This is a genomic window from Empedobacter sp. R750, from assembly GCF_030324345.1.
GTDB classification, from domain to species: domain Bacteria; phylum Bacteroidota; class Bacteroidia; order Flavobacteriales; family Weeksellaceae; genus Empedobacter; species Empedobacter falsenii_C.
On sequence record NZ_JACAGF010000006.1, the window covers coordinates 1 to 24,318 of the forward strand.

Sequence of the window (24,318 nt, forward strand, 5' to 3'; positions counted from 1 at the left end):
TGAGCCGATAGAGGGACTCGAACCCACGACCTGCTGATTACAAATCAGCTGCTCTAGCCAGCTGAGCTACATCGGCATTTTTGTTTTTAAAAGCGTTATTTAAAAGAACAGTCCGTTAAATATGTTTGTTTAACGGACTGCAAATTTACGTTGTTTTTTGAATTAACCAAATTTTTAGGTTCTTTTTTTAGTCAATTCGTTATTTTTTATCTTTCGCTAATCTTTTCTTTTTTTCTGATAATTAATTTTTTTAATGTATCTACCGCCAAATCAATACATTCCTCAAAAGACTGTCCTGTTTTACTCACAACAATATCATCTCCTGGTACTTCTAACTTAATATCAACTGTCTTATTATTTTTTTCTGCAGTATTCTCTAACTTAAAAGAAACATTCGCTGCAATGATTTTGTCTGACAAAGTTTCTAATTTTTCTAATTTTTTTTCTAAATACTCCTCTAAACCTGGTTTAGTATTGAAGTTTACTGCTTGAAAGTTAATTGTCATAATTACTCTTTTTTGTTCTCACGCGGGTGAGCTTTGTTAAACACTTTTTTTAAATTTTCTATACTCCCATGTGTATAAATTTGAGTCGATGACAAACTTGAATGCCCTAAGATATCTTTTACCGCATTCAGATCTGCTCCGGAATCTAACATATGGGTCGCAAATGAATGCCTCAACATATGAGGACTTTTTTTATGTTTTACACTTATAAGACTAAGATAGTATTTTACTTTCGAATAAACAAGATTATCGTACAAAGGTTTTCCTTTTTCTGTTACAAAAGCATTTGTACATTGTAAGGTAATTTCGTTATGTTTTCTGGTATTATAATCCACCAAATCCTCTAACAGAAAGGTCGAAATAGGAATTATGCGTTCTTTATTTCTTTTTCCAAGAACTTTTATAGAAAGTGTATTCGGATCGATATCATTTTCTTTCAAACCAATTAATTCTGCACGTCGAATTCCTGTTTGATACATTACATCAATCATTAATCGATCGCGTAAGCCTTCGAATGTATCAGGGAAAAATTCATCATTATTCAACAAATCATTCAGTTCTGTTTCTGTAAATGGTACCAAAACTTGTTTATTTTGTTTGAGTGAATGAATTTGTTCGATTGGATTAATGGTAAGATGATTTTCTTTGATCAGATATTTATAAAACGTCCGTAAAGCGCTTAATTTGCGATTAACCGTTTTCTCAGACTTTTCTAATTCTGATAAATGCATCACAAATGCACGAATATGATTTTTTGTTGCAAATTGTATTTCCGACGAATTTTCTTCTTGTTGATAGAACTCAACAAAATCGTCCAAATCTCTTTTGTAGCTGGTGATTGTTAGCGTAGAATAGTTTTTCTCGAGCGCTAAATAATCTAAGAATAGTTGAATAAATTCCATAAAAAAACCTATTCATCAAAGTTACAACTTTAATAAATAGGTCAACAGAAATTAATTTCTTTATATCGTTTAAAACGGCAATTTATGCTTCCTCCTTTTCGATTAAGGCTTGTTTGTAGATTGCTCTACTCATCTTAATTCTATTTGTAACAGAAGGTTTTGTAAATTGTTGACGTGCTCTTAACTGACGTACAACACCTGTTTTATCAAATTTTCTTTTGTATTTTTTTAGAGCTCTTTCGATTGACTCTCCGTCTTTTACTGGTATAATCAACATAATTTTATCTATTTCTTTTTGAGATGGCAAATATACAACTCTTTAGTAATTAAACAAATCGTTTTGTATTAATCTTTCAAAATATTTCTTCCAATCACTAATTTTTGGATCTCAGTTGTCCCTTCACCAATTGTACACAACTTAGAATCGCGGTAGAATTTCTCTACTGGGAAATCTTTTGTATATCCGTATCCACCAAATATTTGAACCGCTTCATTCGAGATTTTAACACACGCTTCCGATGCGTAATATTTTGCCATTGCACCTTCTGTCGTCATTGGTTTTTTATGATTTTTTAAATAAGATGCTTTACGAATTAATAATTCTGAAGCTTCGATTTCTGTAATCATTTCAGCCAATTTGAAGTTAATTGCTTGGAAATTTGCAATTGCAGTTCCAAACTGATGACGCTCCTGTGCATATTTCAATGCTGCTTTGTACGCTCCTTTCGCGATTCCTAAAGATAACGCAGCAATCGAGATACGACCACCATCTAAAACCTTAAGCGCTTGTTTGAAACCATCACCAACATTTCCTAAACGATTTGCATCCGAAACACGTACATTATCGAAGATTAACTCTGCTGTTTCCGAAGCACGCATTCCTAATTTATTTTCTTTTTTACCCGATGTAAAACCTGGCGTTCCTTTTTCGATTACAAAAGCCGTCGCGTTATTTTTCGCTCCTTTCTCTCCTGTTCTTGTCATTACAACCGCAACATCACCAGAAATTGCATGCGTAATAAAGTTTTTCGCTCCGTTAATCACCCATTCATCACCATCTTTTACAGCTGTTGTAGACATTCCTCCCGCATCAGATCCTGTGTTATGCTCTGTTAATCCCCAAGCACCAATCCATTCTGCTGTTGCTAATTTTGGTAACCAACGTTGTTTTTGTTCTTCGTTACCGAATTCTAAAATATGATTTGTACAAAGTGAATTATGTGCCGCTACAGACAAACCGATAGAAGGATCAACTTGAGAAATTTCGTCTACAATAGATACATATTCATCATATGACAAACCACTTCCTCCATATTCTTCTGGGACAACGATTCCCATGAATCCCATTTTTCCAAGTTCTTTGAAAACTTCAACTGGAAAAGTTTGAGCCTCATCCCACTCCATTATATTCGGCTGAATATATTGTTTTGCAAAATCTCTTGCCGATTGCGCGATTAATGATAAATTTTCATTTTCTAAGAAATCCATTTTTTTGAGTTTTTTTTGTTTTTTATGACTTTCCTCCAAAAGTAATAAATTTCTATTAAGTGAAAAGTTTTTCTTTTACGATTATTTTTACTCATTAAAAATAATTGACTATCAGCGTGTTTAAGTTAATAATATCCTAAAAAAAAACAAATGTTTAAAGTCATTTTCGGAAATGATATTTGACATTTTAATTCGGATAAATTAATCCGAATTTTGTTTCAGAAATAAAATAAACATTATGAAAAAAGGACTATTAATATTAGGAGCAATCCTTACATCAGCAATTTCATTTGGACAAGAAGCTGGTGAATTACATATGCGCGTAAGAGCAACAGGTGTAGTTCCTATGGAAGATGCTAAAATTGAAGCTATAGGCGGAAATGTAGCGGTTACAAATAATCTTATTCCAGAAATCGACTTTACTTATTATATTACAAAAAATATCGCAGCCGAATTAATTTTAGGAACATCTAAACACGAAGTTGTTGCGGTAAATACTGCATTAGGAAATTTAGATTTGGGACGAGTAATGTTGTTACCTCCAACTCTTAATGTACAATATCATTTGTATCCAACCAAAAACCTAAAACCTTATGTTGGTGCAGGAATTAATTATACAATCTTCTATGATCAAGGGCAAGGAAAAGGTAGAAACGCAGCTGTAACTAGTGTAGATTACAAAAACAATGTAGGTTTCGGATTTCAATTAGGATTTGATTACAAAATCAATGATAAATTATACTGGAACGTAGATGTTAAAAAATTGTACTTGAATACTGACGTTACAGTTGGTGCAGCTTTAGACAAACAAGTTTATGTGCCAGCAGATGTAGATCTTAATCCTTGGTTAATCAGTACTGGTATTGGTTTCAAACTATTCTAAAATCGACCTTTTATATATATTATGATTTTTTATTAACCAACTAAAAGATCAAAAAGAGAAGCAATTGCTTCTCTTTTTTTATTTAAATTTATTTATATCAAAATATTGTTCATAAATAGGTTTCAATTCAGTCAAATTTGTACAAGGAGTTTGTTCTAATTTTCGAATTTCGATTCCCTTTTTATAATCACTTAGAATTTCCTCATAATTATTAATGTAATCATAAGCTCCTATTCCAATTTTCTTAAAATTTAAATCTTCATGTTTTATTACAGAAACTTTTTTGTTTGTGAAATAATTCTCATTTACATATAAAATATCGATTAAATCAATGCAATTACCTTCAAAACCTTCTGGAATTCTTCTTCCAAAAATATTATCATTCATCATAAAAGATATTCCGTAGAAAATTATATTATCCTCTTTAAAAATATCAATCACAACCGCTTTAATATTAGTATCCTCAAACAAAATAATATCTCCAAATTTGAATTTTAAATCAGAATCATCAATCTTACCATAATTTGTTTCACTTAAAGCATTATTCTCTGAAACTGATGGATTACAACAGAAAAATGAAAACAAAACAATGCAAATTCCAAAATATTTCATAAGATAAAATTTTACTCTTCCACTCTCTTATCTTCGATGTGATTTGTTCGAAAATATTCTCGAACCGAAACAAAAGTAGGTTCTATATGCACTAATACATCTTTTACTTGTGGCATTTTAGCTTGTACAGCATCTTTCAGATCATGACTAATTTTATGTCCTTCCACCACCGAAATCGTTCCATCGACTATTGCATGCAAATCCACATAATAATTCATTCCATTTTTGCGCACATTACATTTTTCAGTCGCCATAACACCAGGAACATGTGAAGCGATTTCTCTAATTTGCTCAATTTCATTTTCGTACAATTGCTCATCCATAATTTCTCCTAACGCAGGTCGAAGGATTTTGTACGCATTGTATAAAATAAAACTTGAAGCAAAAAGCGCCGCAACATCATCTGCTGCCTCCCAACCTGGTCCCATTACCAACGAAATCGAAATTCCGATAAACGCCATTAATGATGTAATTGCATCTGAACGATGATGCCAAGCATCTGCTTTTAGAGAAGAACTGTTAGTCTCAACACTTTTTCTCATTACATACTGAAACGATAATTCTTTGAATAAAATAATTCCTCCAAGAACTAATAAGGTAAATGGTTTGGGTTGATGATGCGGTGTAATAATATTGGTAATACTTTCTTTTGCAATGATAATCGCAGAAACAATAAGGAAAGTAACCACTAAAAATGTGATTAACGCTTCTGCTTTTCCATGTCCGTAAGGATGATTTTCATCTGCAGGTTTTGCAGAATACTTTAGTCCAAAGAAAACAAATATAGAAGAAAAAACATCTGCCGAAGACTCGATAGCATCTGCAATAAGCGCGTAAGAATTCCCAAAATAACCAGCCAAAAACTTAATTCCAGCCAAAGATGCGTTTCCTACAATACTAAAAATCGAAGCTTTGATTGCTTTTTCCGAATTATCATTCATACCAAAAAAATAAGCCCTACAAATGTAAGGCTTATTCTAATTTTATATCTCGAAAATATTATTTTTCTAAGAATGGGTATTTATAATCTTTTGCAGGAACAAATGTTTCTTTGATTGTTTGAACAGAAGTCCAACGTAACAAGTTCATTGCAGAACCTGCTTTATCATTTGTACCAGAAGCACGCGCTCCACCAAATGGTTGTTGTCCTACAACTGCACCTGTTGGTTTGTCGTTGATGTAGAAATTTCCACAAGCATTTTTCAATGCTTTAGCAGCTAATTCTACAGCAGCACGCTCTTTCGCGAAAATTGATCCTGTTAATGCGTAAGCAGAAGTTTCGTCAACTAATTTTAAAGTTGCTTCGAATTCATTTTCATCATAAACATAAACTGATAATACAGGCCCGAAGATTTCTTCTACCATTGATTCATATTTAGGATTCGTTGCTTTGATAACTGTTGGTTGAACAAAATATCCAACTGAATCATCATAAGTACCACCAATTACAACTTCAGCTTCAGAAGATGCTTGTGCACGATCGATATATGCTTTAGATTTTTCGAAAGAGTTTTTATCAATAACCGCTGTCATGAAATTAGAGAAATCCTCTGGAGATCCTAATGTAACAGTTGCTAACATTTCTTTCATTTGTTTCTCAACTTCGTTCCATAAGTTAGATGGAATGTAAGCACGAGAAGCAGCAGAACATTTTTGTCCTTGGTATTCGAATGCTCCACGAACTAATCCTACAGCAACTTCTGTTGGACAAGCTGATTTGTGAACCATTACGAAATCTTTTCCTCCTGTTTCTCCAACGATACGTGGATAAGTTCTGTAATTGTTGATGTTATCTCCAATTTGTTTCCATAAAGTATTGAAAACTTTTGTAGAACCTGTGAAGTGTAAACCTGCAAAATCTTTGTGTTCTAAAACTGTTTTTGCAGTTTCTGCTCCATCAGTTAAGATCATGTTGATTACACCATCTGGTAAACCAGCTTTTTTGAACACTTCCATTGTTACTTTAGCAGCTAAAGTTTGTTTATCAGAAGGTTTCCAAACTACAACGTTCCCCATCAAAGCCATACAAGATGGTAAATTACCAGCGATTGCAGTAAAGTTGAATGGAGTAATTGCGAAAGTAAATCCTTCTAATGGACGATAATCTACACGATTCCAAATCCCTGGAGAAGAAATTGGTTGATCTGCATAAATTTCTGTCATGTATTGTACATTGAAACGTAAAAAGTCAATTAACTCACAAGCTGAATCAATTTCTGCTTGCATTGCATTTTTAGATTGACCAATCATTGTTGCAGCATTCATTTTTGCACGGTAAGGACCAGCAATCAAATCTGCAGCTTTTAAGAAAATTGCCGCTCTATCTTCCCAAGGCATTGCAACCCAAGCTTCTTTCGCTGCCAAAGCTGTATCAATAGCTTTTACAACATCTGCTTGCGTACCTTCGTGGAAATAACCAACAACTTTTTGGTGATCATGTGGAGGACGAATTTCTTTTTTATTTCCTGAAAAAATTTCTTCAGAACCAATGTATTGAGGAACTTCTGTTACCTCGTTAAACATTTTTTTGTATGCGTCTAATAATTGCGCACGCTCTGGCGTACCAGGAGCATATGATTTCACCTCTTCGTTAACAGCGTGAGGAATTTGAGCAAATGATTTTGACATTTTGATTATTTTGTTTGTTTATACTTTTCAAAGTTCAAATTTAAGAAAAATAAATGGAAATGTTTCAGTTCAGATAATTAAGTCTTTTACCACTTTAAACATAAAATTATCCATTATTCTTCCTCTTTATTCTCTTTTTTATCTTTTGTATGAAGAATTTGATTTTCGATATTCTCTAAATACTGAATCTGCATTTCCTGAATTTCTAATAATTTCTTATTCTGATGAACCAATAAATGATCTATTTTTTCACTTAATAATTTTATTTCCAATTCAGCTTTCAAGTTAATCTTATAATCATGTTCGGCTCTATCACGATCTTTATCTTCTTGACGATTTTGACTCATCATAATAATTGGTGCTTGTATTGCTGCTAAACAAGACAAAATCAAATTGAGTAAAATAAATGGATAGGGATCAAAACCTTTGTTGTGCAACATCCAAAAATTAAGAAACATCCAAGCCAATAAGAAAATAAAAAACGAAATAATAAATGTCCAACTTCCACCAAAAGATGCTACTTTATCTGCGATTCTATCGCCTGTTGTCAATGGTTTTGATGTATTTTCTTTTATATTTTCGGAAAGAATAGAATTATCACGAATCGCTTCCACTACATCTTGATCCAATTTTTCCATTTCACCTTTTTCTTGCGAAATCAAATTTGCAAAAAATTGACGACGATATTTATTCAATACTTTTATCGAAACATAATCTTCTTCGGTAATTGCGGGATAATCTTGTTGAATTAATTTAAAAATTTCTTGCTGAATTTCTTTTCCTTTTACAGCTTCGTAGCGATTAATTGGTTTTTGAGTTACAAAACATTTCATAATAATCTATTTTAGTCAAAAATCACATCACAAAAAACGCTCCTAAAATTAGAAGCGTTTTAATTATTAAAAGTTATTCGTGTAATAATCGAAATATTTGCAATTTGATTTTATTTCTTGATATGTTTTAGTGTCCGAATATTGTTTCAAATTTTTAAAATTAGAACGATAATTTGCCACTTTAAACGCTAAAATTTTATCTTCGTTATCATATTGATTTTCGTACAAACGTTTCAACACAGGGTCTTTTGCATTATAAAATCTTCCTTGTTCATTCTTCGACAATGCAAACAATATTTGCGCTTTCATTTCTTTGTCTTTTGTCGAATCAAATGCTTTTTTCAAATAATTTTCTGAAGGCGTAAAATTATCTACGTAATTTCCACCCCAACCAAAACTTTTGTAAAAGAAGTTGCTTGTTGCTTCATACTGATCGCCATAATTATTAAATTTTGGTCCATTATCATTGTTTCGATCAAATGTCAACAAATAACGATAATAGCCCAAAGTCGTCGTATTATAAAAGAAATTTCCCAACAAATAATTTGCTTTCGCAGCTTCTTCGGTATTTTTCTTTGCTATTTTATTCAATTCAATCATCGCATTTGTCAATTCTAATTTTGACATTTTTGGTTTGATAAATTTGAATTCATTCAAATATGGTGTTGCGATCACTTGATTTTCGTCACAATTAAAACATTCGATTTTATTGTAACCAAAAATTTTATTCGGAATATTATGATAGCCATCAAACTGATTTTCTACCCAAGTTTTGCTCTCTTTTTCTGTTGTATAATCGTAATCATAAACAAAATAAGCACTTTCTGACGTATGATATTTTTGATCAATCTTTTCAAATTCTTTCTTCGCCAAATCAAATTTCATTTCACCTAAATACAATGTTCCTTTGAAATCGGCTAGATAATCTGATAATTTGAACTGAATTTCTTTCGATTTTTCTGTTCTCCAATCCCATGAACTCGATTTTACTTTTGCATTAATCAAATACTTTTCGAAAGCTGTTTTATTCGATTTTTTATCCAATTTATCCAAATCATTGATAATCGCCCAATCCGGATTTGAGCCTAATTGTGTAATTTCATTGTGAATCAAAAATGCTTTTCCTTTGTCACCTTGCAGAAAATATCGATTTGCCAAAACATCTAAAATCACATTTTTCAAGTTCATTTTTTGATCATCTTCATCCGAATAATCATAAACATCTTCTGGCAATTTTGGATATTCATAATTCAAAATCGACGCATATTTTTGCATCAATTGATTCTCGAAACTATCTGAAATTTTCTTTTGTTCGAAAATCTCTAATAAAATTTCAATCACTTTTTTCTGTTGTTGAAATTCTTTCGAAGTTGAATTCACTTTGGCTAAATACGTTTTTGTTTCCGAAAAATTTTTGTTCAATAAATTAAGATACGCCACCGATAAATTCCAATATTCTTTGTCATTAGCTTTTGTTGCTTGCGATTTTGCCAAAGAAATTAATTCATTAATCTGAATTTCATCTTTCGAATTTTCATCAGAACTTCCATAATAATCGTTATTCGCTTTTACAGGCAAATACAAATCCGTGTATTTTTTTCGCACTTGCGACGAATCCCAATAATAATCTTCAGGATTTTGTTGCAAATATTCGCGCTCAATTAAATTGATAGAACGCGCAAATAAAATTCTCGCTTGTGGCGCATTTACATCATTTGCAATAATTTTTTTTGCAGGCGCCAACGGATTCGAAAAATCGTTGTAACCAATTAACAAATACAAATCATTTTTCTCTTGAATCGTTTTGGCATTGGCTAACATTTTCTCATAATTCAAATCTTCTGTCACTCGCATCGATTGATAAGCACTCATTTTTCGATCATTCGAATGAGAAAAAACTTCGAAAAAGTCATAATTCGCCTGAATATAATTTCCAAGCGCACGCTCCGCACCACCTTTTTGATCTAATGCATAATAGTACATCGAATTTTTGAGTCCTTGCGAAGCCACATACATATTAAAATAGTTGATGGCATCTTTATATTCGTGGAAATAATGCGCAAAACGTACCAATTGATAACCATAACGGATTTTTAATTCTTTGTCCGTTTCTGCATTCCAACTTTTCTTTAGAACTTCAAGAACTTTTTTATAATTTAGATTATTGACATTTTTTTCGGGACGATCGACATACGACCATTCACCATTATCGATGTAATAAAAAGCCATGTAAGGCTCTAAATACTTAGCATACGACAGATAAAGTAAACTTTGTTTATTCTTTTTTACCCAATCTGTTGTTGCAAAATTATAGTTCGAATTCGACGATTTTCCATTCTTTACCATCATATCAATTTCTTGTTTCGATGCTTTAAAAACCAACTCAAATGCTTGTTGATAGCTAATTCCCAACGTTTTTTGCCAATCCAAAATATTTTCATTCTTTTGATTTGCATCCATTGTATAATATGGATTATCCAAAGTCATCAAAAATGGCTGATATTGCGGTGCTTCGCTTAATGTTTGCGAAAAAAGATTGTAGTAATAATAATCTTCTCCACCACCATCAGCACACGCAAATACTTTGGTTAAACCAAAAGTTAAGCATAAAGTAAGTACTATTTTTTTCATAATTGTGTTGGTATTGTTTTCAAAAATTTTGAGTCTAAATGATAATAAATCAAGCGATAATTGTAAGATAATTTTGTATCGATAAATGATTTTGTTTCAACTAATAATTCGGGAGAAATCCTTTCAACTTTTATTGTAAAACCTTTACTCACATAAAAATTTCGAACAAAAAAATCATCTTCCACTTCATAAAATCCATTTCTGATTTTCTTTACAGGTTTTCCTATCAAATCTTGCTCCGAAAAGGAATTGATTAATTTTATTCTTCCTTGATGATTTGTCAAAATTGCCCACGAATAAATTGGCAAAGCAACATCTAATCTGATTGGATAATCGTTCAAGTTTTTTAAATAATCTTTTGCTATTTTCAAATCTAAAATCGAATTATTTTCAGATTGATCGGTTGGATTTTCTGTTGCATAACACATCAAAACCATTTTATCTAAAGGCGGAACACCTTCTTGTTCTTTAAATTTGACTTGATGCAAACGTAAAGTCGCTGAAAGTTTTTTGCCCGAAATATGTTTCAATTCTGACAAAAACATAAAATAATTTTCTCGCGTAGATTTCGTCCAATCACAATCTATCTGAATTTCATTGAAGTTTTTCAGACTTCCTCTTTCAGCCGTTTCACTCAAAAAATTATACACATCTTTTGCTAAAATTTTGACTTGATCTTTTGAAGTATTCAGAAAAGTTTGATTGGTAATAAAAACAGTCGGAATATAATTGACATTTAGTTTCGTTGCATCAAAATTCTGAATAATTCCAACCGGAGAAATTTTATTCAGCTTTTTATCCACATCAAAAAAACGAACGTAAACATTTTCCACTTTCAACGAATCAACCGCTTTTTTTTCTGTTTCGTTCACCGAATAATTACTTCGCCAATAATAAAAATCAATCGGCGATTTTTTGGTTTCGGAAGTACATCCAACCAAACTAATTATCGTAAATAGGATTAAAAATCTGAATAAAAATTTCATACTCAAATTTAACTCAAAATCTACAAAGCACAATCGATGAAAATAGTGAGATTTTATCAAATTAATTGTCGAAATTTATCCTTTATAATATTTAACTTGTTTAAACTTTAAAAAAAATCACCACATAGATACATAGAATATAGTTAAATATTTTATTTAGAAATCAGTAGTTTACTCATAGTTTTTCATCTTTGATGAAATTACTATACGTTTAATCTTATTTACTTGTTAAAAATCTATGTATCAATATTATAAAATAAATTAAAAAAAAATGAATGATAAAAATTTTCAGCGTGTAATCGAAATGTCTTTTGCGAGCGTTTATCCACATTATATCACGAAAGCACAAAAGAAAAACCGAACAAAAAAAGAAGTTGACGAAATTATTTTTTGGTTGACGGGTTATACTCAAAAAGATTTGGAAGAAATTTTAACCAATAAAACTAACTTTCAAGATTTTTTTGAAAATGCACCAAATTTTAATCCAAATGCAACTAAAATAAAAGGTGTGATTTGTGGTTATCGTGTGGAAGAAATTGAAAATCCATTGATGCAAAAAATTCGATATTTAGATAAATTAATCGATGAATTAGCCAAAGGAAAAACGATGGAAAAGATTTTGATAAGTTAGATTATTTCCACTTTTTAATATGCTCAATTGGTTGATTTAACTGAAAACTTAACGATTTCATTTTCGCTTTTATCAACTTTTTTCGTCCATAATAACTTCTTGTGTAATGCAATTCTGCATCGCCTACAAGTTGCAACCATTGTTGATGAAAATATTCGGCCTTTTTCTTGTGTTGACCAATAATTTCGGGAACCGAATGATAATCTCTTTGTTTGAAAAGCTTCATCAACACACTTTTTCGTTCGATAAAATAACGTGGATTATCAATTGGATTTAAAATATTTTCGAGCGAATCTAAAAAAATCGCCTTATCATAAGTTGTTGCCGACAATAAACTGCACGATATATTTCCAGATTTATCAACAGTTGTCAAAATATTTGATTCGCGCAATTCATCAGACAATAAATTAAAATGTTGCAAAGTATTGAATAACGCAACAGCTATTTTCTGAAAATCTTTGGTGATATCTCTATATTGAATATAAAGTTTGATGTTTTTGTAAAAATTAACTCCGAAATACACAATTCCGACCGTTGAGAGAAAAATTATGGTTGAAAGAAAACTTCTTTTCGACATCGAAAATAAAAGTGTTCGGATACTTTCTTCGAAAAAGAAAACGATAAAAGAGATGAATGAAAGAAGCAAACTTGTTGTTAAACTTTTTATCGACTTCGAATAATACAAATGTTTTGAGAAATCATATTCTTTTTCTCCGTCATAAAAATACTTTAATTCATTATCAATCTTTGTTCCTTCGGCAATAGAATTTGTCCAAGAATCTCTAATTTGAATATCATTTTTGCTCCATTCTATCGTCTGCTGATTGTAATTTTCAATTGATTCCACAGTGAATTGTTCAGGAAGATTTAGACGAGAAATACCATTCGAAATCGTGTTTTCCTTTTGCGAAATTCCAACAAAAGCTTCAAATCGTTGTTTCATTTTATCCAAATCTCCACCGCCATTTTGCGCAAACAAATCCAACGTAACCAAATGCCAAACGTTACTCACTTTATTTGGATCATCAGAATTTACACGGATTGCACGCCCACGCATCTGATTTGACGTTACAAAAGAACCTACATTACTCGCTAAAATCAAACTATTGATACTTGGTGCATCCCAACCTTCGCCCAAATAAGCGCGAGTTCCGACAATTATTTTGATAAAACCTTCATTGAATAATTTTGTTAAAACAGCCAACAAATTTCCTCTTGAATTATCTTCTGCAACAACTTCGAAAAAATTATCATCGAACATCACCGATTTGAACTGAATCGCTTCTGCTCTATCTTTGAACTGATAAATCATTTTTGGAAGAATGGTTTTCGAAACGATTACCATCGAACCTGTAATAATCGCAAGATGTGGAATTATTTCTGAATTTAGATTTCGAAGTTTTTCGAAAATTGGAAAAACGCCCAACTTTATTTTACTTGGTTCATTCTGTAAATTATCCGAATAAAATTCTTTTCGAATATAATCCGTCAAAATCACCATGTGCAAATTATCGCCCAAATGTTGATATTCTGAATTTACAATCTCAGCAATGCTATCAATCTTTTTTACACTATTTATAAGCGAATTTTTAACTTTTTGATTATAATGTAACGTAACCTTTTTCTGATCGATTGCTCCGATTCGTTTTAAATTCGTTAAAAATGGTTTCAAGAATTTCTCGTGTCTTAAATAAAATTCTTCATCTTTAAACAACAAATAATTGAACATACATTCTGCCCAATAATAATTGAAAGGCGGAAAATCGATCGTTTCATTTTCCAATAAATCCAAATGCTGAAAATCCAATGGCGTATCAAACGATTTCAGATAAATCACAAAAGACGCATACGCATCAAAATCTGCATAAATTTCGTCGAAACAACTTGCGGGCGTTTTGATAAAATCTAACGTCAAAACAAAATCATACAAAGCTGTATTTTCTTTGATTTCTTGGAAAAAAGATTCTACTTCTTCAAGGTTTTTAGAAATAATTTCACTCTCGAAATTTGTGGGAAATGAGCACAACAATAAATCTTGATGTGGACATAAATCTTTTTGTTTGACCAATTCTGGAACAGATATTTCGCAATCAATCGGACCACAAAAAGTAAGATAACGATTCCATTCTTCTTTGGCAACATCAAAAGGCGGAGTCGCAGTTAGCGCAACAACCTTTGGCGATAATTCATTTTTGATTTTATTGAGACTTTTCCACCATTCATTTTTTAGATGATGCGCTTCGTCTACAATCAAAGTTTTGACATTATTTTCTTTTAATAATTGAATCAAAGATTGTTCGTCTTTCATCATCGAAGCATGCAATCCCTGATAAGTAGAAATGGTAAGAAATTTTGGTTGATGAATATCCATCGAAATCCAATCAACTTCCTTATTATCAAGAAAAAGCTCAATAAATCGATCTTTCCATTGATTACGAATCGCTAAAGTTGGCGCTAAAATAAGCGTAGGCTCATTAATTCGAAGCATTACTTCCAATCCCAAAACCGTTTTTCCAGAGCCAGGAGGTGCTACAACATTAAGATGCGCATCTTCTAAATGAAATTCTAATTCATCTAAAACACGCTGTTGATAATCGCGCCAAGAATACTTAAATTTTATAGGTTGAGTGTTGAAAGTCATGATTGATAAAAAACTGAATTATTTATCTCCTCGAATTTCCAGTTCCATATCCCATCAATACATCGTATCGTTGTCCCCAAGGGCGATAGTAAAACAACGCTTGATATTGATTTTCAGTTTGCCAAAAACTTCCGCTCACATAACTTGGATCAATTTTTCCTGTTTTAGTATTTTTTACGACATATTGATAATTGTAATAACCTTGTTTCAAGAATAATTCGGTTACCCAAAATCCTGCATCGTCTTTTTCTAATTTTGAGTTTTCGTCAATTTCCCAATTATTAAAAGCTCCCACAACATACGGAACGTACAATCCATTTTGATCTTCGAAAGCGTCTAAGGCAAAATAAACCCACGAATAATCTGCTTCAGAATTTGCTGCATATTCGTTTCCATAACGATTATTTCGGATATAAAAATTTCCATTAATGTCTGGATAATCATCATAAGGTAAATTATATTTCGGAATATCTGCACGCAAAACAGTGTGGTAAACACTATCTTTTCTGAATGTTTTTTCTGTTGTTAAACTCGGAACTTCTAGATTTTTATTATCAAACCAATTATATTCTGCACCACCGTCAAACAAAATATTGGTATCATTATATGTTAATTGATTTGGACGAGAAAAAGATGGTCGATTAACAAAATAACCTTCATTCCAATTGTTATTTTTCATCAAAAATAATTTTGCTCCATCTGGAACTTCAGTCAAATTTTGTGTTCCGCTCGAAACTTGAACTTGTAAACGTTGATTTAACTCTTTTACCGTTGGATTATTGTAACGAGAAACCATCACACCAACATCTGCAATTGGCTGATAAACTGCAAAACGTTTCGTGAAAATTGGATTCGAATCATTTTCTAAATACACTTTCAACACATAATTTCCAGGCAATTTTACATTCATTTGCTCATTCGGAAATTGAATTTGATAATTGGTATATTTTTGATACGTATTGAATGAATTCTTATACGTGCGCGCATAATCAGCATTAACACCATTTAGAAATTCGGTCTGAAAAATATTCGATTCAGACCAATCTGCATTTCTATGTTCAATAGAATATTGATAACGCTTGTAACCTGCACTGATATCATCAAAAAGAAAAATCAATCTTTCGCTAGAACCTAACTTAATAATAGGCGTATTATCGTTTGTTTGTGGATTAAAAACTTGAACCGTCTTAATATTTTTTGGAGGAATTATATCCTGAAATTGTCCAAAAAGAACAGAAGTTAACAGACAAAGTATGATTGAATAAAATTTCATTTACATTATAATTTTGATTGTTAAAAATACAAAAAAAGCGCATGCCTTTTTTGAAAAAGACATACGCTTATATAACTCTAAAATTTATTTTTTAGTACAAAGCAGGAAACTCATTTGGTTTTGCTTCGCGCATCAATTCATAAACTTGTTCTGTAATATCATCAACAGAAGGTTTTGAGAAATAATCTCCATCAGTTGCATACGCAGGACGGTGAGCTTTCGCTGTAATCGTTAATGGTGCGCTATCTAATGTAAAATATCCACCTTGTTTCTCGATAATTTCTTGTAATAAGAATGCACTTGCTCCGCCCGGAACATCTTCGTCAACAATCACTAAACGATTCGTTTTGTTCAAACTTTTCGCTACATCAGCATTAATATCGAAAGGCAATAAAGATTGTGCATCAATTACTTCAACAGAAATACCTAATTGCTCCAATTCTTTCGCTGCATCCATCACAATTCTCCAAGTAGAACCATATGTTAACAACGTTACATCTTTTCCTTCTTTTGTAATTTCTACTTCACCAATTGGCGTTGTAAATTCACCGATATTAGTTGGTGCAGGCTCTTTTAGACGATAACCGTTCAAACTTTCTACTACAATTGCAGGTTCATCTGCTTGCATCAATGTATTGTAAAAACCTGCGGCTTTTGTTAAATCACGCGGAACCAAAACATTCACGCCACGAACCAAATTCAAAATTCCTCCCATTGGCGAACCTGAATGCCAAACACCTTCTAAACGGTGACCGCGCGTTCTGATAATCACAGGCGCTTTCTGACCTCCATTCGAACGATAAAGTACAGTTGCCAAATCATCAGAAATTCCTTGTAAACAATAAAGGATATAATCTAAATATTGAATCTCTGCAATTGGACGTAAACCACGCATCGCCAAACCAATTCCTTGACCAAGAATTGTTGCTTCGCGAATACCTGTATCCGAAATACGATCGATTCCATATTTTGCTTGAAGACCTTCTAAACCTTGGTTTACATCACCAATATTTCCCGCATCTTCACCAAAAACTAATGCCTTTGGATATTTTTCGAAAATTTTATCAAAGTTATCACGAACAATTACACGACCATCTTCTAGCGCTGGATTTTCTCCAAACTCAGGTTTTACTTGTGGAACTTGCGTTGCAGTACCAGAAACTAATTTAGTCGAATAAATTTCTTCTTCGCGTTTCATTTTAACATCTAACCAAGAAATTAATTCAGTTTTTGAAGTTAAATTTTCTGAACGAGTTAAACGAATAACTTTACGAACAGCTCCATAAACATCACGTTTGAAAGGGCTTTTCTTTGATTTTAGATTACTAATTTCAATATTGATAAAAGCTCCGTTTGCACTTTCTGAAGCAACTTTCGTTAATAATTCTAAAGCTTCATTTTTCAAATCTAAAATAGGATTCAAATAATCGTCCCAACATTGTTTTTGAGAAGCTTTTACTTCAGCTTTAACATCAGCTTCTAACTGATCCAACTCTTCCGCAGAAATAATTGCTTCCGAATGATCTGCAAATGCTAAAATATATTCACGGAATTTTGTGATTCCATCAAATTCTTTTTCCCACGTCAAACGCTCCTCTGATTTATAACGTTCGTGCGAACCAGAAGTCGAGTGTCCTTGCGGCTGCGTACATTCTTGCACGTGTACAATACACGGAATATGATGCTCGCGCGCAAATCTTTCTGCACGTGTATACGCTTCGATCAAAGCAGGATAATCCCACGCTTTTACAGTAATAATTTCGTAACCTCTTTCTTCTTCCGTTCTTCCGAAACCTGATAATAATTCAGAAAGATTCGATTTTGTACGTTGAAATTTAGCTGGTACAGAAATTCCGTAACCATCGTCCCAAATAGAAACAACCATTGGCACTTGCAAAACTCCACCAGCATTTATCGTTTCCCAAAAATGTCCTTCAGAAGTACTTGCATCTCCAATTGTTCCGAAAGCAATTTCATTTCCGTTTACAGAAAATTGTTGATCTTCGTCTGATTGAGGAACATTTCTAAAATATTTTGAAGCTTGTGCTAAACCTAACAAACGTGGCATTTGACCAGCTGTTGGCGAAATATCAGCACTCGAATTTTTTTGTTCTGTTAATTTTTTCCAAGAACCGTCTTCATTTAAAGAACGTGTTCCGAAGTGAGATGTCATTTGACGACCTCCAGATGAAGGTTCTTTCTCTAAATCTGTTAAAGCATATAATTGTGCAAAAAATTGTTCAACAGTTAATTGACCAATTGCGAACATAAATGTTTGATCGCGGTAGTATCCAGAACGGAAATCTCCATTTTTGAATACTTTTGCCATTGCAATTTGTGGTAATTCTTTTCCATCACCAAAAATTCCAAATTTTGCTTTCCCAGTAAGTACTTCTCTTCTCCCTAAAAGACTTACTTCGCGAGACATAAAAGCCGTCTTGTAATCATTAATGATTTGACTTTTAAACTCTTCGAAAGTAATTTTATTTACCTCTTTTGTTTCCATTTCTTTTGTTTGTTGCATCACAAATTTAACAAAAGATTTGTAACTTACACCATACAATTTGCGTCTAACGAATAGATTATAGAATTGTATCATCCAATTAATAACTATAAAAATAAATACATGAAAAAAACTTTACTGAGTATATGTCTGGTTTTTGCCTTTGCAAATTCACCTTACTTAATGGCTCAAACGAAATCTGGAAGCGCAACTTTTGTGACGCAAGTAGAAGGAATTAAGGAGTACAAACTACCAAATGGATTACAAGTTTTATTGGTTCCTGATCAATCGCAAAGTAATGTTGTGGTAAATATTGTGTACAATGTTGGTTCTAAACACGAAGGTTATGGCGAAAAAGGAATGGCGCATTTGTTAGAACATATGTTGTTTAAATCAACAAAAAATTTAGGCGATATCAAGAAAATGTTATCTGACAAAGGTGGACGCGCAAATGGAACAACATATTATGATCGTACAAATTATTACGAAGTTTTCCCATCAAACGAAGAAAATTTACGTTGGAGTTTAGAAATGGAAGCTGATCGAATGATTAATGCAACCATTAAACAAGAAGATTTGGACAAAGAATTTTCGGTTGTACGTAATGAATTTGAAATTGGTGAAAATGATCCGTCAGGTGTTTTAATGGAACGCGTTATTTCTGCTGGCTATTTATGGCACAATTACGGAAAATCTACCATTGGATCTAAAGAAGATATTGAGCGTGTAAAAACGCCACAATTGCGCAAATTCTACGAAAAATATTATCAACCAGATAATGCAACTTTAATTATTGCTGGAAAATTTGACGAGAAAAAAACGATGGAATATGTGAATCAATATTTTGCTTCGATTCCAAAACCAACACGTGTTTTAGATGAAATTTTAACAGTTGAACCAGCGCAAGATGGTGAAAAATTTGTTGAAGTAAAACGTGCAGGAGATTCACAATCGGTTGGTGTAATGTATCACGTTGCGGCATATAGCGATAAAGATTATGCAGCGATTGATGTTTTAAATAATATTTTAACTTCAGATCCTTCTGGATATTTGTACAAATCTTTGGTTGACACACACAAAATTGCTTCAATTTGGGCGTATAGTCCAGAAGTTCGCGATGCGAGTTTTTTCTATATTGGAACTGAAATTCCAAAAGAGAAAAATATCGAGCAAACGAAAAATGATATTCGTGCAGAATTAGACAAAGTTGCTACAATTAATTATACTGATCAAGATGTGCAACGTGCGAAAGCAAGTATTGTGAAAAACATCGAAAATCAAAAAAATAATACGATTAATTATGCTATTGGTTTAACAGAAATTGTTGGTGCTGGTGATTATCGTTTAGGTTTCTTGTACCGCGATAATATCGAGAAAGTAACCAAAGAAGATGTAAAACGTGTTGCTGAAAAATATTTTAGAGCGAATAATAGAACAGTTGGAACTTTTATTCCGACAAAAGATGAAATTCGTGTAAAACCGACTGAATTAACTAATAAACAAATCACAGAATTAGTTTCAAACTACAAAGGTCGTGCAGTTGAGAAAGAAGCAAAACCATTTGAAGCTTCGATCAAAAATTTGAAAGCTCATTATGCAGAAGGAAAATTGAACAATGGTCTAAAATATGGAATCATCGATAAAGAAATTAAAGGTGAAAAAGTAATTCTTTCGTTTAATTTACCTGTTTCGAATGAAAAAGATTTGGCAAATAAAGGAATGATTGGTCAACTAACAGCTGAATTATTAATGTCTGGAACGAAGAATCTAACAAAAGAACAAATCAAAGATCAATTAGATGCTTTAAAATCTTCGGTTGGATTTAGATTTGGAGGACAAAATTTATCTGTTACAATCAACACGTACAAAAATTCATTAGACAAAACTATGGATATTGTGCGTCAAATCATTACAGAACCTACTTTCCCAGATGCTGAATTAGCGAAATCTGTGAACGAATATGTAACATATTTAGATGCAAATACAAACGATCCACAAGCATTAGCCTTCAACGAAATTAGTCGTTTAACATCTAATTATCCTAAATCTTCTATTTTCTACACAGCTTCTTTTGCTGAAACGAAAGATGATTTGAAGAAAATCAAACAAGCTGATTTAGTTGATTTTTATAAAAATATTTTAGGTGCGCAAAATGGCGTTGTTTCTATTGTTGGAACAAATGACAAAGCTAAAGTTGAAAAATTATTGAATGATACTTTTGGTAAATGGAACAGCAAATCGAAGTACGAAAAAGCGTATCCGACTTTTACAGCAACGAAAAAAGAGGATAAACTTTACAACATTCCAGACAAAGAAAATGCTGCTGCAGTTGGATCAATTAACTTCAAAATGAATCGTGAGAGTGCTGATTACGCCGCAATGGTTATGGCAAATGAAATGATTGGAAGTGGAGGATTTTTATCTGCTCGTATTCCAATGCGATTAAGAGAAAAAGAAGGAATCAGCTACGGCGCAGGTTCTTATGTTTCGATTCCAAGCGATCCTAAAAACGACGTTTCTTCTTGGGGATATTATGCATTCTTGAATCCAACAAAACGTGAAGCGGTTGAAAAAGCATTGAAAGAAGAAGTTGCAAAAGCATTGAAAGATGGTTTCACAGCGGACGAATTGAAAACAAATATTGTAAGTTGGAAAAACGGACGTACGACTTCTTTGGGAACTGACGGAACTTTATTAGGTTTATCGAATGGTTATTTATTGAACGGAATTTCGTTTGATGAATTTGATAATTTAGAGAAAAAAGTAGATGCATTGAATGTAAACCAAGTAAACGAGGTTTTCAAAAAGTACATTTCTTTGGATAAATTGACTTCTGTTTACACAGGAACTTTTGATAAAAAGTAAATACAATTCATATTAATTAAAAGAAAGCTTCAGATTATTCTGGAGCTTTTTTTATGATTTATTTAGAATAAAATTCTATCTGATTATTCATTTTCGGTCTAAAATGTGAAAAAATTTGTTAAAAAACCCTCATTTTAACATCATCATAAGTTTTTGGCATCATAATTTCTTAACACTAGAAACAATAAAAAAACAATTAACCTTAAATAATAATTCATATGCAAGGATTAGAAGAAAACAATCAACCAACAAACAAAGGAAAAAACGGTTTAGTAGTTCCTTTGGCATTAGTCGGAATCTTATTAGCAGGAAGCGTAGGATATAATATTTATCAAGCAAACCAAATCGGGAATCTTGAAAAAAATGAATCTTTAAATTCTCAAATCCTTAAAAACGAAACGGGTCAAAAAGATCAAATTCGTAAACAATATGATTCTATTTTAAACGACTATACACAATATAAAGCTCGTATCGAAGATCGTAACAATTTATTGGGCGATAAAGAAAATATGATTCAGTTAAAGAATCAAGATATTCAAGAAATTCTAGATAAAGACAATCCTACTGCAGAAGAAATGAATCGTGCTCGTAAAATGATCAACGATTTAGAAGGAAGTGTAAAAAATTACAAATCTGAAGTTGCGCGTTTACAAAAAGAAAATGCAATTCTTGTACGTAGTGTTGACGAATTAAATAATAAAAATTCTGCTTTAACAACAGACAACAATAATTTAAGAGAAAACAATAAAGAGTTAACATATAACTACGAAACAGAAAAAAGTGTTCGTCAAAAAGACAATGCAATTTCGAAAGGAAAGATTAATGAATTAAGTTCAACTTTATCTGTTTCGAATCAACAAATCAAAGGAATTCGTGTAAGAAATAGCGGAAAAGAAGTTGAAAAAACACGTGCAAAACGTATAGATAAAATTCGTGTTTCTTTTGATGTAGATCGTAATTCGAGAACAGAATCTGGAGAGAAAAAATTATATGTTGCTATCTATAATCCTGATGGAACTTTAGGAAGATATGGAAATGCACAAGGTGGACAAATTGAATTGAGATCTGGAGATACAGTAAATTTCTCTGATGCAATCAACTTTAATTACACAAACGGACAAACAAAAAATATTACGTTTGATTGGGAAAACGAGGAATTCCAAAAAGGAGTTTACACGTTCAATGTTTACGAAAATGGATTTAAGATTAGTCAAGCAAAAATAACCCTAAACTAATTATTGATACAAGACTAACCAAGAAAGCTCAGCAATTGCTGAGCTTTTTTTGATTTAATATATTTTTTAAATATTATCGTTTCAAAAGATTAATACTAACAGTTGCCAATTCGTTGTTTGGATATTTTTTGAATAATGTTTTATCTGGAACCAAACCAGTTTCTTGACAAATACGATGAAAAACATCTACTTCCACAATATATTGATCCGAGAATCCATGCGTCGCATCATACGCTGTTGCAGGCGTATTTCCTAAATTCTTCGCCGTTAAATCTGGAGAAATCGTATGTAATTCGATCAACAACAATCCAAATTTATCTACATAAGGCGCCCATTTTTTAAGATGATTCAATAAGTTTTGTTCCACATCATTGTTTGATAATCGTTTTCCTCTAAATGCAAAAGCTCCTGTAGAAGCACTAATTCGATTTGTTTTGACATCATTTACATCTTCCCAAATTCGATTATGATCTAAAAATGTACGGATATTTAATAAATCACTCAACTCTATTGAATAATCATTTTTCAAATCCGTTGCCAAACGATCTGGATCGCCAATATCGCCCCAAATCACTTTTGCCCAAATATCATTTTTAATTAAATTGGCACGCGTTACTTTCAATGCTGCTTGATTATAATCTGCACCAACCAAGAAAAGTGGGTATTCGTCTAGATGTTTTCCGCGTAAGGTTTGACGTTCTATGACATCATACAAATGTTGCAAAAGCGCTCCATTTCCACATCCCATATCCAAAATCCCTTTCGGTTGCTCTTCTATCGGACGATTGAAAATATCTACAATAAATTCATCTATCACTTTGAAATAAGTGGAATGCGCTCCTCCACTACCCCAAACATTCATTTCGCGATTAACATGTTGCTCATCTTCACCATCGGTAATTTCACGCAATTTTGTTGGCGAACCGAAAAGTAAATCATTCAACTTTGCAAACATTGGTAAATAAGAAACTGTAACACCATACGATGTTGCACGACGCGCAAAAAACAATCCTATTTCGGTGAATTTATAGTTTTTTTCGTGTTTAGTAAACCAACCTAATTCGGTTAATCTTTCCAATATTTTTTCGAAAGTTTGTGGATTTTTGTGAAATTCATCTGGATTGAAAGAGGCTTCCATAAAGTATTTATGAAACAAACCGCTCATTCCCATTCGCACAATAATTGGTCCAACTAAAACGCCTTCGATATGTTTGGTAATTTGATAATGCAAAGGTTTTTCAAGAAACTCTTCGTCATCAGCAGTCATCAAATAAGTTTTATATTTATCAAATAATTTGATCCATTTTTTACAAAACTCATCCGAAAAATCATGTTGATTGATTACCTCATTTTCTGCCAAAAAAACAGCTAAATCATGGTAAATATCAATATTAGTAAATGCGCGATCCGAATATTTATTGGTTTGAATTTCGACATTATCTTTCGCATTGTCCACCGAATATTCTAACATATTCTGCGAAGCCAATACACGCAAAGCAACATTTAGATAACCTTCGTTTGCCTGAAATTCTTTTGTCAATTCTTCTAACTGTATAGTTTTGTGCTCGACAATGTAATGCAAAGCTCCTTTTTTAGCCAAAGCGCTTAATACCGGAGCCGTTACCAAACCATCGAGATGTCTAAAAATTAGCGATCTCAAATATTTTTTATCCATTTTGGTTGATTTTTTCTACTATAAAT

At 32.2% G+C, this 24,318-nt stretch carries 18 protein-coding genes and 1 tRNA gene; 4 read left to right on the top strand and 15 right to left on the bottom strand.

The window, feature by feature from the left end:
• Positions 1-2 precede the first annotated feature (2 nt).
• The 5 genes from HXZ74_RS07600 to HXZ74_RS07620 form a co-directional block, all read right to left on the bottom strand.
• Positions 3-76: transfer RNA gene (locus tag HXZ74_RS07600), tRNA-Thr, on the bottom strand.
• Between the two features lie 130 nt (positions 77-206).
• Entirely contained in the window at positions 207-506 is a 300-nt protein-coding gene (gene hpf, locus HXZ74_RS07605; protein WP_038331066.1) for a ribosome hibernation-promoting factor, HPF/YfiA family, read from the bottom strand.
• Between the two features lie 2 nt (positions 507-508).
• Positions 509-1,408 carry a tyrosine-type recombinase/integrase gene (locus HXZ74_RS07610; protein WP_286474688.1) on the bottom strand — a complete coding sequence of 300 codons (900 nt, stop codon included), beginning with the start codon at positions 1,406-1,408 and terminating at the stop codon, positions 509-511.
• 82 nt (positions 1,409-1,490) lie between these two features.
• Positions 1,491-1,685, bottom strand: a complete 195-nt coding sequence (gene rpsU, locus HXZ74_RS07615) for a 30S ribosomal protein S21 (RefSeq protein ID WP_038331168.1) — start codon at positions 1,683-1,685, stop codon at positions 1,491-1,493.
• Positions 1,686-1,753: 68 nt separating this feature from the next.
• On the bottom strand, positions 1,754-2,896 hold the full coding sequence (locus HXZ74_RS07620) for an acyl-CoA dehydrogenase family protein (protein ID WP_286474690.1): 1,143 nt from the start codon (positions 2,894-2,896) through the stop codon (positions 1,754-1,756).
• A gap of 238 nt (positions 2,897-3,134) precedes the next feature.
• Here HXZ74_RS07620 and HXZ74_RS07625 point away from each other — a divergent pair, with 238 nt between their 5' ends.
• Positions 3,135-3,779, top strand: a complete 645-nt coding sequence (locus HXZ74_RS07625; protein ID WP_180905816.1) for an OmpW/AlkL family protein — start codon at positions 3,135-3,137, stop codon at positions 3,777-3,779.
• A 78-nt stretch (positions 3,780-3,857) separates the two neighbouring features.
• Here HXZ74_RS07625 and HXZ74_RS07630 read toward each other — a convergent pair whose 3' ends face one another.
• From HXZ74_RS07630 to HXZ74_RS07655, 6 genes are all read right to left on the bottom strand, one after another.
• On the bottom strand, positions 3,858-4,391 hold the full coding sequence (locus HXZ74_RS07630) for a hypothetical protein (RefSeq protein WP_038331063.1): 534 nt from the start codon (positions 4,389-4,391) through the stop codon (positions 3,858-3,860).
• 11 nt (positions 4,392-4,402) lie between these two features.
• A complete protein-coding gene (locus HXZ74_RS07635) occupies positions 4,403-5,332 on the bottom strand; it encodes a cation diffusion facilitator family transporter (protein ID WP_114998851.1) in 930 nt (309 codons plus the stop codon).
• 58 nt (positions 5,333-5,390) lie between these two features.
• Positions 5,391-7,019 carry an L-glutamate gamma-semialdehyde dehydrogenase gene (pruA, locus tag HXZ74_RS07640; RefSeq protein WP_114998849.1) on the bottom strand — a complete coding sequence of 543 codons (1,629 nt, stop codon included), beginning with the start codon at positions 7,017-7,019 and terminating at the stop codon, positions 5,391-5,393.
• A gap of 113 nt (positions 7,020-7,132) precedes the next feature.
• Positions 7,133-7,852: a DUF1003 domain-containing protein gene (locus HXZ74_RS07645; protein WP_286474692.1), complete on the bottom strand. Its 720-nt coding sequence runs from the start codon at positions 7,850-7,852 to the stop codon at positions 7,133-7,135.
• A gap of 66 nt (positions 7,853-7,918) precedes the next feature.
• Positions 7,919-10,483 carry a hypothetical protein gene (locus HXZ74_RS07650; protein ID WP_286474694.1) on the bottom strand — a complete coding sequence of 855 codons (2,565 nt, stop codon included), beginning with the start codon at positions 10,481-10,483 and terminating at the stop codon, positions 7,919-7,921.
• Complete coding sequence (locus HXZ74_RS07655) at positions 10,480-11,469, bottom strand: hypothetical protein (protein ID WP_286474696.1); 990 nt, start codon at positions 11,467-11,469, stop codon at positions 10,480-10,482. The genes HXZ74_RS07650 and HXZ74_RS07655 overlap by 4 nt, the downstream gene beginning before the upstream one ends.
• 271 nt (positions 11,470-11,740) lie before the next feature.
• On the opposite strand from HXZ74_RS07655, the gene HXZ74_RS07660 reads away from it, so the two are divergent.
• Complete coding sequence (locus HXZ74_RS07660) at positions 11,741-12,100, top strand: DUF2200 domain-containing protein (RefSeq protein WP_286474698.1); 360 nt, start codon at positions 11,741-11,743, stop codon at positions 12,098-12,100.
• A gap of 1 nt (position 12,101) precedes the next feature.
• Here the strand turns inward: HXZ74_RS07660 and HXZ74_RS07665 are convergent, their stop codons facing one another.
• The 3 genes from HXZ74_RS07665 to HXZ74_RS07675 form a co-directional block, all read right to left on the bottom strand.
• Positions 12,102-14,741 (bottom strand): DEAD/DEAH box helicase family protein, encoded by a 2,640-nt coding sequence (locus HXZ74_RS07665; RefSeq protein WP_286474700.1) that lies wholly within the window; start codon positions 14,739-14,741, stop codon positions 12,102-12,104.
• A gap of 22 nt (positions 14,742-14,763) precedes the next feature.
• Positions 14,764-16,014, bottom strand: coding sequence for a type IX secretion system plug protein (locus tag HXZ74_RS07670; protein WP_280061796.1), 1,251 nt, complete (start codon positions 16,012-16,014; stop codon positions 14,764-14,766).
• 91 nt (positions 16,015-16,105) lie between these two features.
• A complete protein-coding gene (locus tag HXZ74_RS07675; protein ID WP_244958001.1) occupies positions 16,106-18,520 on the bottom strand; it encodes an alpha-ketoacid dehydrogenase subunit alpha/beta in 2,415 nt (804 codons plus the stop codon).
• Between the two features lie 120 nt (positions 18,521-18,640).
• Here HXZ74_RS07675 and HXZ74_RS07680 point away from each other — a divergent pair, with 120 nt between their 5' ends.
• Together HXZ74_RS07680 and HXZ74_RS07685 are read left to right on the top strand one after the other, a co-directional pair.
• Positions 18,641-21,382 carry a M16 family metallopeptidase gene (locus tag HXZ74_RS07680; RefSeq protein ID WP_286474702.1) on the top strand — a complete coding sequence of 914 codons (2,742 nt, stop codon included), beginning with the start codon at positions 18,641-18,643 and terminating at the stop codon, positions 21,380-21,382.
• A 218-nt stretch (positions 21,383-21,600) separates the two neighbouring features.
• Positions 21,601-22,617 carry a DUF8428 domain-containing protein gene (locus HXZ74_RS07685; protein ID WP_280050768.1) on the top strand — a complete coding sequence of 339 codons (1,017 nt, stop codon included), beginning with the start codon at positions 21,601-21,603 and terminating at the stop codon, positions 22,615-22,617.
• 73 nt (positions 22,618-22,690) lie between these two features.
• Here HXZ74_RS07685 and HXZ74_RS07690 read toward each other — a convergent pair whose 3' ends face one another.
• A complete protein-coding gene (locus HXZ74_RS07690; RefSeq protein ID WP_286474704.1) occupies positions 22,691-24,292 on the bottom strand; it encodes a class I SAM-dependent methyltransferase in 1,602 nt (533 codons plus the stop codon).
• Positions 24,293-24,318 lie beyond the last annotated feature (26 nt).

Bases quoted from the DNA above. Each gene is read 5' to 3' on its own strand.
- hpf (WP_038331066.1), bottom strand. From the start codon at position 506: ATGACAATTAACTTTCAAGCAGTAAACTTCAATACTAAACCAGGTTTA.
- HXZ74_RS07610 (WP_286474688.1), bottom strand. From the start codon at position 1,408: ATGGAATTTATTCAACTATTCTTAGATTATTTAGCGCTCGAGAAAAAC.
- rpsU (WP_038331168.1), bottom strand. From the start codon at position 1,685: ATGTTGATTATACCAGTAAAAGACGGAGAGTCAATCGAAAGAGCTCTA.
- HXZ74_RS07620 (WP_286474690.1), bottom strand. From the start codon at position 2,896: ATGGATTTCTTAGAAAATGAAAATTTATCATTAATCGCGCAATCGGCA.
- HXZ74_RS07625 (WP_180905816.1), top strand. From the start codon at position 3,135: ATGAAAAAAGGACTATTAATATTAGGAGCAATCCTTACATCAGCAATT.
- HXZ74_RS07630 (WP_038331063.1), bottom strand. From the start codon at position 4,391: ATGAAATATTTTGGAATTTGCATTGTTTTGTTTTCATTTTTCTGTTGT.
- HXZ74_RS07635 (WP_114998851.1), bottom strand. From the start codon at position 5,332: ATGAATGATAATTCGGAAAAAGCAATCAAAGCTTCGATTTTTAGTATT.
- pruA (WP_114998849.1), bottom strand. From the start codon at position 7,019: ATGTCAAAATCATTTGCTCAAATTCCTCACGCTGTTAACGAAGAGGTG.
- HXZ74_RS07645 (WP_286474692.1), bottom strand. From the start codon at position 7,852: ATGAAATGTTTTGTAACTCAAAAACCAATTAATCGCTACGAAGCTGTA.
- HXZ74_RS07650 (WP_286474694.1), bottom strand. From the start codon at position 10,483: ATGAAAAAAATAGTACTTACTTTATGCTTAACTTTTGGTTTAACCAAA.
- HXZ74_RS07655 (WP_286474696.1), bottom strand. From the start codon at position 11,469: ATGAAATTTTTATTCAGATTTTTAATCCTATTTACGATAATTAGTTTG.
- HXZ74_RS07660 (WP_286474698.1), top strand. From the start codon at position 11,741: ATGAATGATAAAAATTTTCAGCGTGTAATCGAAATGTCTTTTGCGAGC.
- HXZ74_RS07665 (WP_286474700.1), bottom strand. From the start codon at position 14,741: ATGACTTTCAACACTCAACCTATAAAATTTAAGTATTCTTGGCGCGAT.
- HXZ74_RS07670 (WP_280061796.1), bottom strand. From the start codon at position 16,014: ATGAAATTTTATTCAATCATACTTTGTCTGTTAACTTCTGTTCTTTTT.
- HXZ74_RS07675 (WP_244958001.1), bottom strand. From the start codon at position 18,520: ATGGAAACAAAAGAGGTAAATAAAATTACTTTCGAAGAGTTTAAAAGT.
- HXZ74_RS07680 (WP_286474702.1), top strand. From the start codon at position 18,641: ATGAAAAAAACTTTACTGAGTATATGTCTGGTTTTTGCCTTTGCAAAT.
- HXZ74_RS07685 (WP_280050768.1), top strand. From the start codon at position 21,601: ATGCAAGGATTAGAAGAAAACAATCAACCAACAAACAAAGGAAAAAAC.
- HXZ74_RS07690 (WP_286474704.1), bottom strand. From the start codon at position 24,292: ATGGATAAAAAATATTTGAGATCGCTAATTTTTAGACATCTCGATGGT.